Source organism: Neisseria animaloris (assembly GCF_900637855.1).
In the GTDB taxonomy this organism is placed as follows: Bacteria; Pseudomonadota; Gammaproteobacteria; order Burkholderiales; family Neisseriaceae; genus Neisseria; species Neisseria animaloris.
The window spans coordinates 719,287-731,095 of sequence record NZ_LR134440.1 but is presented as its reverse complement, the minus strand read 5'-3'; the positions used below and the strand labels follow the sequence as shown (position 1 = coordinate 731,095).

The following is an 11,809-nucleotide window of genomic DNA, read 5'->3' as shown; positions in this document are numbered from 1 at the left end:
TGTATTAAAGATGCAAGACTGGTTGGGAGAATCCCGACGAAGTTGGAGTAATCTGGGTTTGTAGCTCAGCTGGTTAGAGCACACGCTTGATAAGCGTGGGGTCGGAGGTTCAAGTCCTCCCAGACCCACCAAGAGATTGGGGGGCATAGCTCAGTTGGTAGAGCACCTGCTTTGCAAGCAGGGGGTCATCGGTTCGATCCCGTTTGCCTCCACCAAATACTTTGCAAATCAAAGTATTTTTGTTTGTCTTTAGTCTTTAGATGTTTGGCATCTGAATAGATAAAGATGAAGTAAAGAATATTTTAATTTGTGTAGGTTAGAGAAGGAAAAGTTTACTTATTCCTTTTTTTAAGAAGCGCATCGATCTTTAACAAATTGGAAAGCCGAAATCAACAAACAAAGACAATGTCGGCTTGCCGTAACAGGTAAGCCGCAGTATTTGGGTGATGATTGTATCGACCGGGCTGTGAAAGACAAAAGGCACAGTTCGGTACACAACAAGCAGTAAGTTTTATCAAAGTAGAGGCCTTTAAGTTGCGAAGGTAGTCAACGCTGTAGCAACGAAGTCAAAAAGGTACTTCAAATGATAGAGTCAAGTGAATAAGTGCATCAGGTGGATGCCTTGGCGATGATAGGCGACGAAGGACGTGTAAGCCTGCGAAAAGCATCGGGGAGCTGGCAATAAAGCTATGATCCGGTGATGTCCGAATGGGGAAACCCACCGTATTTTGTACGGTATCCTTATCTGAATACATAGGATAAGCGAAGCGAACCCGGAGAACTGAACCATCTAAGTATCCGGAGGAAAAGAAATCAACCGAGATTCCGCAAGTAGTGGCGAGCGAACGTGGAGGAGCCTGTATATGATAGCTGTTGAGATAGGAGAACAAGCTGGGAAGCTTGGCCATAGTGGGTGATAGCCCCGTATTCGAAATTTCATCAGTGGTACTAGGTATACGACAAGTAGGGCGGGACACGTGGAATCCTGTCTGAATATGGGGGGACCATCCTCCAAGGCTAAATACTCATCATCGACCGATAGTGAACCAGTACCGTGAGGGAAAGGCGAAAAGAACCCCGGGAGGGGAGTGAAATAGAACCTGAAACCTGATGCATACAAACAGTGGGAGCCTATTAATTAGGTGACTGCGTACCTTTTGTATAATGGGTCAACGACTTACATTCAGTAGCGAGCTTAACCGGATAGGGGAGGCGTAGGGAAACCGAGTCTTAATAGGGCGATGAGTTGCTGGGTGTAGACCCGAAACCGAGTGATCTATCCATGGCCAGGATGAAGGTGCCGTAACAGGTACTGGAGGTCCGAACCCACGCATGTTGCAAAATGCGGGGATGAGCTGTGGATAGGGGTGAAAGGCTAAACAAACTCGGAGATAGCTGGTTCTCCCCGAAAACTATTTAGGTAGTGCCTCATGTATCACTTCCGGGGGTAAAGCACTGTTATGGCTAGGGGGTCATTGCGACTTACCAACCCATGGCAAACTAAGAATACCGGAAAGTGCAATCATGGGAGACAGACAGCGGGTGCTAACGTCCGTTGTCGAAAGGGAAACAACCCAGACCGCCAGCTAAGGTCCCAAATGATAGATTAAGTGGTAAACGAAGTGGGAAGGCCCAGACAGCCAGGATGTTGGCTTAGAAGCAGCCATCATTTAAAGAAAGCGTAATAGCTCACTGGTCGAGTCGTCCTGCGCGGAAGATGTAACGGGGCTCAAATCTATAACCGAAGCTGCGGATGCACCTAGTGCATGGTAGGGGAGCGTTCTGTAGGCCGATGAAGGTGACTTGAGAAGGTTGCTGGAGGTATCAGAAGTGCGAATGTTGACATGAGTAGCGATAAAGCGGGTGAAAAGCCCGCTCGCCGAAAGCCCAAGGTTTCCTACGCAACGTTCATCGGCGTAGGGTGAGTCGGCCCCTAAGGCGAGGCAGAAATGCGTAGTCGATGGGAAACGGGTTAATATTCCCGTACTTTGATTTAGTGCGATGTGGGGACGGAGAAGGTTATGTCAGCGGCCTGTTGGAATAGGTCGTTCAAGCCGGTAGGTGGAACATTTAGGCAAATCCGGATGTTTATACACCGAGAAGTGATAACGATTGTCTACGGACAAGAAGTGACAGATACCACGCTTCCAGGAAAAGCCACTAAGCTTCAGCTAAATCAGAACCGTACCGCAAACCGACACAGGTGGGCAGGATGAGAATTCTAAGGCGCTTGAGAGAACTCGGGAGAAGGAACTCGGCAAATTGATACCGTAACTTCGGGAGAAGGTATGCCCTTCGATGTGAAAGACTTGCTCTGTAAGCATTGGAGGGTCGCAGAGAATCGGTGGCTGCGACTGTTTATTAAAAACACAGCACTCTGCTAACACGAAAGTGGACGTATAGGGTGTGACGCCTGCCCGGTGCTGGAAGGTTAATTGAAGATGTGAGAGCATTGGATCGAAGCCCCAGTAAACGGCGGCCGTAACTATAACGGTCCTAAGGTAGCGAAATTCCTTGTCGGGTAAGTTCCGACCCGCACGAATGGCGTAACGATGGCCACACTGTCTCCTCCCGAGACTCAGCGAAGTTGAAATGGTTGTGAAGATGCAATCTCCCCGCTGCTAGACGGAAAGACCCCGTGAACCTTTACTGTAGCTTTGCATTGGACTTTGAAGTCACTTGTGTAGGATAGGTGGGAGGCTTAGAAGCAGAGACGCCAGTTTCTGTGGAGCCGTCCTTGAAATACCACCCTGGTGGCTTTGAGGTTCTAACCCAGGTCCGTGATCCGGATCGGGGACCGTGCATGGTAGGCAGTTTGACTGGGGCGGTCTCCTCCCAAAGAGTAACGGAGGAGTTCGAAGGTTACCTAGGTCCGGTCGGAAATCGGACTGATAGTGCAATGGCAAAAGGTAGCTTAACTGCGAGACCGACAAGTCGAGCAGGTGCGAAAGCAGGACATAGTGATCCGGTGGTTCTGTATGGAAGGGCCATCGCTCAACGGATAAAAGGTACTCCGGGGATAACAGGCTGATTCCGCCCAAGAGTTCATATCGACGGCGGAGTTTGGCACCTCGATGTCGGCTCATCACATCCTGGGGCTGTAGTCGGTCCCAAGGGTATGGCTGTTCGCCATTTAAAGTGGTACGTGAGCTGGGTTTAAAACGTCGTGAGACAGTTTGGTCCCTATCTGCAGTGGGCGTTGGAAGTTTGACGGGGGCTGCTCCTAGTACGAGAGGACCGGAGTGGACGAACCTCTGGTGTACCGGTTGTGACGCCAGTCGCATCGCCGGGTAGCTAAGTTCGGAAGAGATAAGCGCTGAAAGCATCTAAGCGCGAAACTCGCCTGAAGATGAGACTTCCCTTGCGGTTTAACCGCACTAAAGAGTCGTTCGAGACCAGGACGTTGATAGGTCGGGTGTGGAAGCGCAGCAATGCGTGAAGCTAACCGATACTAATTGCTCGTGAGGCTTGACTCTATCATTTGAAGGACTTTTGCACCGTAGTGGGTGTTGAGGCTTCGAAAATAAAGCTTATATCAGTCTTGAAGACGATACCCATCACCGTTGATTGAAGAATAAAGAGAAGGGATGCATTTCCCTGACGGCTTTCCCGATTTGTACAGTTTACGTCTGGCGGCCATAGCGAGTTGGTCCCACGCCTTCCCATCCCGAACAGGACCGTGAAACGACTCAGCGCCGATGATAGTGTGGATACCCATGTGAAAGTAGGTCACTGCCAGACACTCATTGCTAACCCCTGATACTGAGAAGTATCGGGGGTTTTTACTTGGAGGGGAGGGACGTGGGTGTTGTCGCGGGAGGGCGACAGTGGGGGAGTGGGTCGGCAGCGTTGCGCTGAAAATGTTTGAGCGGGAGGGGAAATATGCTTATGATAGCGCAGCTGTTTCTGCGATATGGAAGTATGTTTCCGGATTCGTGCGGTTATTGACAGCAATAAGATTATTTGAATTCATATTATGAAAGGGAAAACATGAAACGGTATGTATTGGCTCTGGTGGGTCTGCTGGTATCGGCGTGGTCGTTGGCGGCGGTGAACATCAATACGGCGACGGCGGAAGAATTGAAGGCACTGCCGGGAATCGGGCCGTCGAAGGCGGCGGCGATAGTGGAATACCGGACGCAGAACGGCAAGTTCAAGAGTGTGGACGAGTTGAAGAATGTAAAGGGAATCGGTGAGGGGATATTGTCGAAGCTGAAAGTGGAGGCGGTGGTATCCGGTCATGGATCGGCGAAAGGGAAGGCGCAGCCGGTGCTGAAGAAGTAAGGAAGCCTGGAAGGATGTTGGGGCTGTGGGGGTGACTCCGCAGCCTTTGGCGTTTGTGGGAGAGGCCGATGTGGCAGGAAAGAGGGTGATAATGGAGGTTGGGAGGGATAATGTCGTGGGTGTTGATGAAGTCCTGTCATGAAAGCGGGCTCAACACCCGACCTGACCGTATGGACGAAGCATGCAATATAGAGGGTATGAAATTTATCTGGCATGATTAATTTTCATGCCGGATATTTTATGTATTTAGGAAAAGTGTTATGGGATTATTTAAGTCTGATTGCCATATTTTTCTACACTATGCACCAATAGTAATTTGAATAAAAACAATTTCTTCAAGTGAAGGCTGAAACAAGTTAAAATAACAACTTTGCCGAAACCAATCAAGGCCATTGTGTTTATGTTGTGGACATTTTTACTGATTTTGCTGTTATGTGCTATTGCCGGTATGCTGTGGATCCGTCGTCGCCAAGAACAAGAGTGGCTACTGGAACTTACTTATCTTAGCCGTCATGAAGAAACAGATAACGGTGTTGAATCTGATACCTCGGATGGAAAACAACTGAAAGCATTGCGAGGTGTTGATCCAAATCTGAAAAACACACGCCAAATTTATAAGGCGGCGGAAGAGGCTAAGGCGGTGTACGATAAAACCGTAGAGAAATTTCGGGCTTTGTCTCCGAAGCACAGCCGTAAGTTGGATGCTACGTCAGGAATGGTTCGTGATGGAAATAAAGATGATGGTTTGAATGAATTGCCTATCTTTGCCTCTGCGTCTGAGGTAAAACATGTTGTAGAAATAACAGAAGATAGTCAACATGAATTTGCGGATGTGAATGAGGTTGAAAAAATACAAGTTTTCTCATTAAACGAGGCAATTCAGTCTGATTCGGATGATGAAGAAGGAAATAATATTCCAATGTTTGGTGCAGTGTTGCCGGAAGTGCCCATTTCTTCAGAGCAGAAACCATTGCGTGCAACGGGAAAATCAATTGCTCCCGCACCTTATTTGGATTTTGAAGATGGGGAATATCTCCCTGCCAAGATGACAGATTCTTCCTTGCCGGTTATTACCTTGGAAGAGGCTACCCGTGCATTGCGGGAAACACCGCTGATAGATATCGAACCGCAGGAAACGAAACTGCAACCGTCTATTTCCAAACCTACGTCTGACATGGAAGTGGTTGAGATTAATTGGCAGTTCAGACCCGCATTGGAAGAAATCGAGCCACCTAAACCTGTGGTTGAATTAAAAACAATTGGTTTGGATGATCCTGCGTTAAAACGGACGCGTGAACGTGTGTTGTCAGAAGTACGACAAATTTCTTCGCATACGATACCTCGTACTGAAATAATACAATCGGTCGAACAGGCATTAAATTCTCCCGAAACCATTGGGGTGGAAGATATCCGTGCCAATTTGCTGCGTCAACGTTTAGCCCGTCGCCGTCAAGTTGCGGCTCAAACTCCAGTGCAAGTGCTTCAGCCGAAAGTGATTCCGGAAGGTGAAGTGTTTGCTAATTTGGCAAAAACCGATTCACCTGTTAATCGTCAACGTATCCGCCGCATTAATATGGCAATGCGTGAAAGCGTGATTCCTGATGCAGCGCGTGTCGAACAAAGTCATGTGGCCAAACTCCAGCCGCCGAAAATAGCCGGAACATCTCCCATATCTACCCGTTTTACGCCTTATGCTGCTGCGCCCGATTCAATGACAACCGTTGTGGAACCTCCTTTCATGCCTGAAGTGGAACGACAAGTGATTGATATTCCCGAGCCACCGGTATTTCATAACACTGCTGCTGTTTCTTCTCCGCGAGTGATGTTATATGAAGAAGCAGAAGTGTCTGCGGTCAATGCTCACATCAGTGATGCTCCGCACTGGACGATTACAGACCGTTTGATCAGTGAATCCGCTCCGATAGTTACAGATAAAGAAGGTTTTCAGACGGCCTCGGATGAAACAGACAAAGCGACTGCTGCAGTTTTTGAGCATGCCTCGAAGCAATCGGCAGAAGATTTGGTGAGGCCGTCTGAAACGACAACAGTTACAGCAGCCTCTGTAAGGCCGATTCCGCGTGTCGTTACCGTTTCAAAAGGCGAATCTCATTTGCCCGCAGTCGACTTGCTGCAACCGCCGCAATTTGATCCGACAGCAACGCAAACGGAAGAAGCATTGTTGGAAAACAGCATTACCATTGAAGAAAAGTTGGCTGAGTTTAAAGTAAAAGTGAAGGTGATGGATGCTTATTCTGGCCCTGTTATCACCCGCTATGAAATTGAGCCGGATGTCGGCGTACGTGGGAATGCTGTATTGAATCTTGAAAAAGATTTGGCACGCTCCTTAGGAGTAGCTTCTATCCGTGTGGTTGAAACCATACCGGGCAAAACCTGCATGGGCTTGGAGTTACCAAACCCCAAGCGGCAGATGATACGTTTGAGTGAAATTTTCAATTCGCCTGCTTTTCAGGAATCCAAATCCAAACTGACGCTTGCTTTGGGGCAAGACATTACCGGTGAACCGGTGGTAACCGATTTGGCCAAAGCACCGCATCTATTGGTGGCGGGTACGACCGGATCGGGTAAATCGGTTGGCGTGAATTCGATGATTTTATCAATGTTGTTTAAAGCAACGCCTGATGAAGTCCGCATGATTATGATAGACCCGAAAATGCTGGAGCTGAGTATTTACGAGGGAATCCCCCATCTGCTTGCACCGGTGGTTACCGATATGAAGCTAGCCGCCAATGCGCTGACATGGTGTGTGAACGAGATGGAAAAGCGTTACCGTTTGATGAGCCATGTCGGTGTGCGTAATTTGGCGGGCTTTAATCAAAAAGTGGCCGAAGCGGCGGCTCGCGGTGAAATCATGGCTAATCCGTTCAGCTTAACGCCTTCCGAACCCGAACCGTTGGAAAAACTGCCGTTTATCGTAGTGGTGGTGGATGAGTTTGCCGACTTGATGATGACGGCAGGCAAGAAAATCGAAGAGTTGATTGCACGTTTGGCGCAGAAAGCCCGCGCAGCGGGTATCCACTTGATTTTGGCTACCCAGCGCCCGAGTGTGGATGTGATTACCGGTTTGATTAAAGCCAATATTCCGACGCGCATTGCATTTCAGGTTTCCAGCAAAGTCGACAGCCGCACGATTCTTGACCAGATGGGGGCTGAAAATCTATTGGGGCAAGGTGATATGCTGTTTCTGCCGCCGGGCACCGGTTACCCGAAGCGTGTGCACGGTGCCTTTGTTGCGGATGATGAAGTTCATCGTGTTGTCGAATATCTCAAACAGTTCGGAGAGCCGAATTATATCGACGATATTCTGACTGCCGGAGTGGGCGGTGATGATCTGTTCAGCAATGCCAACAGCGGACGAAGCAGTGATGAAGAACAAGATCCGATGTATGACGATGCCGTTGCCTGTGTGATTAAAACCCGTAAAGCAACCATTTCATCGGTGCAGCGTTATTTGCGCATCGGCTACAACCGTGCCGCCCGTTTGATCGACCAAATGGAAGCCGACGGTATCGTTTCGGCTCCGGAGGCCAACGGCAACCGTACCGTATTGGCGCAAAGTAGCGAACACCTTGATTAATGGTTTCAGACGGCCTCTTGGAAGAAGGCCGTCTGAAATATATCGGAATGCTTTTGTATTGAATAAAAAATGAACCGTACAGGCCGTCTGAAACTTTTCAGACGGCCTGTACCAACCGTAAACCTGACACATTATGAATGGCAAAACCTCTATTCTTTTTCCCGAATCCGTAGACCGCCGCCGCTTACTGATTGCCGGCGGTGCATGTTTATTGAGTCCGAAATTGCTGCTGGCCGGAGCGCAGCGTGAAGAAACCTTGTCTGACGACGTGGCTTCGGTGATGCGCAGTTCCATCAACAATGTAAATCCGCCGCGCTTGGTTTTTACCCGTGCCGAAGACGGAGAGCGTTGGTTGAAAGATATGTCGTCCCGTTTGGCGCGCTATGTGCCTGATGAAGGGGAACGCCGGCGTTTGCTTATCAACATACAATATGAATCAAGCCGTGCCGGTTTGGATACACAGGTTGTATTGGGTCTGATTGAAGTAGAAAGCGCGTTTCGCCAATACGCCATCAGTAACGTCGGTGCACGCGGATTGATGCAGGTAATGCCGTTTTGGAAGAACTATATCGGCAAGCCTTCGCATAATCTTTTCGATATCCGCACCAACCTGCGTTACGGCTGTACTATTTTGCGCCATTACAATAATGTCGAGCGAGGCAATTTGGTACGGGCACTAGCTCGTTTTAACGGCAGTTTGGGCAGCAACAAATATCCGAACGCAGTCTTGGGCGCATGGCGCAACCGTTGGCAGTGGGGATAATGTTGTAAGTATTTTCAAGAGAAGCCGTCTGAAAGAAAAGCAGTTTTTCAGACGGCTTTATAATCCGTGAAACACAAATAATCATGACAAGTATGGGACTGCAAGCGGCGGACATACCGATTCCGCTACCGTGCCGCGGTTTATAAAACCGCCTGTTTAAGGCTGTGGCGGACGGCTCTGCAAGGCCATCGGATTTCGCAGCAACGATAAAAGTTTATCTGTTTAATCTTCAGGCCGTCTGAAACAGAAACAGACAATCGTTGTATAATCGCCCCATTAACCAACCTGTTCATTTTCAGACGGCCTCAACAATACAATATCATTATGTCAAAACAAAACCGCACACAGATGCTCCCTCTCGAATGGCGTGCCAGCAGCTCTCTGGCGGGCGTATATGCATTGCGTATGCTCGGCATGTTTTTAGTACTGCCGGTGCTTGCCCTCTATGCCGCCACTTTGCCGGGAGCCGAAAATAACAAAACCTTGGTTGGTCTGGCGATGGGCATGTACGGCTTGACGCAAGCCGCTTTGCAGCTGCCCTTGGGGATAGCTTCGGATAAGTTCGGGCGCAAAAGGGTAATTTACGTCGGGTTGATTGTGTTTGCAGCAGGCAGTTTTTTGGCTGCCGCCGCCAATACTTTGGAAATGCTCGTAGTGGCGCGGGCTTTGCAGGGAGCGGGTGCCATCAGTGCGGCGGTTACTGCGCTTCTGGCCGACTTAACCCGCGATGAAGTACGCACCCGCGGTATGGCCATGATAGGGTTGAGTATAGGCTTAACATTCTCAGCCAGCTTGGTGTTGGCTCCCGCATTATCAGGGATTATCGGTGTACCTGGTCTATTTATGCTGACAGGCGTACTGACGGTAATAAGCATTGCGGTCGTCGCATGGGTTACACCCGATCCGGTTAAATCAAAGTTGCATGAAGACACCCAAGCACAGCCTTCCCGAATCGGCGAAGTATTAAAAAACACCCAGTTGCTGAGTTTGGATTTCGGTATCTTCGCCCTTCATGCCTCACAAATGGCTCTGTTTATTTCGTTGCCTTTCGCTTTGGAACATTTAGGGCTGGATAAAATCCAACATTGGAAAATCTATCTGCCCGCAACCATTATCGGGCTGATTTTGATGGTGCCGTTGATTATCATCGGTGAAACGCGCAATAAGTTAAAGCAAGTGTTTTTGGGCGGTATCGGCTGTATTGCCGCCGCGCAAATGGGATTGCTGTATGGTTTGGAATCAATATGGATGATTGCCGTATATCTGACTATCTACTTCATCGGATTTAATGTATTGGAAGCAAGCTTGCCTTCGATAGTATCGAAAATCGCCCCAGCGGATTTAAAAGGCACGGCAATGGGTGTTTACAATACTATGCAGTCAGTAGGTCTGTTTGCAGGCGGGGCATTGGGCGGTTGGATTTTCCAGCATTACGGTTTCGGCGGGGTGTTTGCATTTTGTACATCGTTGATGCTGTTGTGGATGTTGATAGCAATGTTCGCGCCTGCTCCCAAGCCTGTTAAGAATATCGCATTTACCGTGCCGACAGAGTGGCAAGGGCGTACAGCAGATTTGCATGCCGCACTCGCCACCTTGCAGGGCACGGAAGCCGTGAGCTTCAGCGTGGACGAACAAACCGTTTATATCAAGGCGTTGCAGAAAGGATTCGACCAGACAGCCGCCGAAAAAATTATCTCAGGAGTAAAGTAATGTCATCATTAAATAAAGTGATTCTTATCGGCAATCTGGGGCGCGATCCCGAAGTGCGGTATATGCCGAACGGCGAAGCCGTGTGTAATTTCAGCATTGCAACCAGCGAAGTTTGGAATGACCGTAACAGCGGCCAACGTCAAGAACGCACGGAATGGCACAACATCACACTTTACCGCCGTTTGGCAGAAGTGGCAGGCCAATACTTGCGTAAAGGCAGTTCCGTGTATATCGAAGGCCGTATCCAAAGCCGAAAATATGTAGGCAAAGACGGAATCGAGCGCACGGCTTACGATATTATCGGCAGCGAAATGAAAATGCTGGGCGCGCGCAGCGGCGGCTCGGCTGAATACGACGGCGGGCAAGGTGGTTATCAGCAATCTGCTTCGCAGCAGCCTTATCAAAGTGCTCCTGCTTACCAGCAGGAAGCGCCAAGCGCACCGCCTGCCGCGCCACGCCGTCAAGCTCCGGTTGCGCCGGCAGCTCCTGTGGATGATATTGACGACGATATTCCGTTCTAGAATTTTCTTCAGCATAAAATATAGAAGGATACCGCAAAAAGAGAAACCGGAACGGCATAAAGTTTCTCTTTTTACTATAGGTAGTTATCAACCTGACAGGGTTGATTGTCTGAAAACTGTATAGATAAGCCCACAGGTTTTTTCAGACGGCCTCTTAAAGCGGGTAACGATGTTGCTTTTTCTGCCTTCTTTGGTACAATGCCGTTTAACAAAAGTCAAACAAGCCGCCGGATTCGGGCGGCTTGTATTTTTATTTACAGAACCGGATTGATTACGGCGTATATCGGGGAAGGTTGCAGATTGATTGTAGAGCATTTTGCTTTGCATGATGGTTGTGCTTTCTTATTCGGGTATGAAGCCGTTTTTTTGGAGAGAAACATGCAGAAAATTCCTTTAACCGTGCGTGGTGCCGAATTATTGAAAGAAGAATTGCAACATCTGAAAAGTGTGGCGCGTCCAGCTGTTATCGAGGCGATTGCAGAAGCGCGATCGCATGGTGATTTGTCGGAGAATGCCGAATATGAGGCTGCTAAGGAGCGTCAGGGTTTCATTGAGGGCCGTATTGCCGATGTGGAGCATAAACTTGCCCGCGCTCATATCATCAATCCTGCCGAGATTCATGCCGAAGGTAAGGTGGTGTTCGGCGCAACCGTTACTTTGGAAGATTTGAATACTGAAGAGCAGGTACGTTACCAAATCGTGGGTGAGGATGAAGCCGATATCAAACTTAATAAAATTTATGTCGGTTCGCCTATCGCCCGCGCTTTAATCGGTAAAGAAGAAGGCGATGTGGCCGAGGTGCAGGCTCCGAGCGGTTTGCGCGAGTATGATATTGTGGCTGTGGAATATATTTGATTGGTTTGAATCGAATCGATCGGGAGAGGCCGTCTGAAAAGTTTTCAGACGGCCTCTTTCATATGGCGGGTAAGAACCGGG

The 11,809-nt window shown here is 48.9% G+C and carries 6 protein-coding genes, 2 tRNA genes and 2 rRNA genes; all 10 read left to right on the top strand.

Annotated elements, in window-relative coordinates:
* Positions 1 to 54: 54 nt before the first annotated feature.
* The 10 genes from EL216_RS03535 to greA all read left to right on the top strand — a co-directional run bounded on the left by EL216_RS03535 (position 55) and on the right by greA (position 11,728).
* Positions 55 to 131 (top strand) — tRNA-Ile (locus EL216_RS03535).
* 8 nt (positions 132 to 139) lie between these two features.
* Positions 140 to 215: transfer RNA gene (locus tag EL216_RS03530), tRNA-Ala, on the top strand.
* 375 nt (positions 216 to 590) lie between these two features.
* Positions 591 to 3,476 (top strand): 23S ribosomal RNA (locus EL216_RS03525).
* A 152-nt stretch (positions 3,477 to 3,628) separates the two neighbouring features.
* A 5S ribosomal RNA gene (gene rrf, locus EL216_RS03520) occupies positions 3,629 to 3,741 on the top strand.
* A 249-nt stretch (positions 3,742 to 3,990) separates the two neighbouring features.
* Entirely contained in the window at positions 3,991 to 4,284 is a 294-nt protein-coding gene (locus tag EL216_RS03515) for a ComEA family DNA-binding protein (RefSeq protein WP_085390361.1), read from the top strand.
* A 400-nt stretch (positions 4,285 to 4,684) separates the two neighbouring features.
* Positions 4,685 to 7,879, top strand: coding sequence for a DNA translocase FtsK (locus EL216_RS03510; protein ID WP_126300831.1), 3,195 nt, complete (start codon positions 4,685 to 4,687; stop codon positions 7,877 to 7,879).
* 133 nt (positions 7,880 to 8,012) lie between these two features.
* Positions 8,013 to 8,642: a lytic transglycosylase domain-containing protein gene (locus EL216_RS03505; protein WP_085390363.1), complete on the top strand. Its 630-nt coding sequence runs from the start codon at positions 8,013 to 8,015 to the stop codon at positions 8,640 to 8,642.
* 324 nt (positions 8,643 to 8,966) lie between these two features.
* Entirely contained in the window at positions 8,967 to 10,352 is a 1,386-nt protein-coding gene (locus EL216_RS03500; RefSeq protein WP_085390364.1) for an MFS transporter, read from the top strand.
* Positions 10,352 to 10,873: a single-stranded DNA-binding protein gene (locus EL216_RS03495; RefSeq protein ID WP_085390365.1), complete on the top strand. Its 522-nt coding sequence runs from the start codon at positions 10,352 to 10,354 to the stop codon at positions 10,871 to 10,873. The genes EL216_RS03500 and EL216_RS03495 overlap by 1 nt, the downstream gene beginning before the upstream one ends.
* A 378-nt stretch (positions 10,874 to 11,251) precedes the next feature.
* The gene (gene greA, locus EL216_RS03490; protein ID WP_085390518.1) at positions 11,252 to 11,728 is read left to right on the top strand and encodes a transcription elongation factor GreA; all 477 of its coding nucleotides are present in this window, start codon (positions 11,252 to 11,254) and stop codon (positions 11,726 to 11,728) included.
* Positions 11,729 to 11,809: the final 81 nt, after the last annotated feature.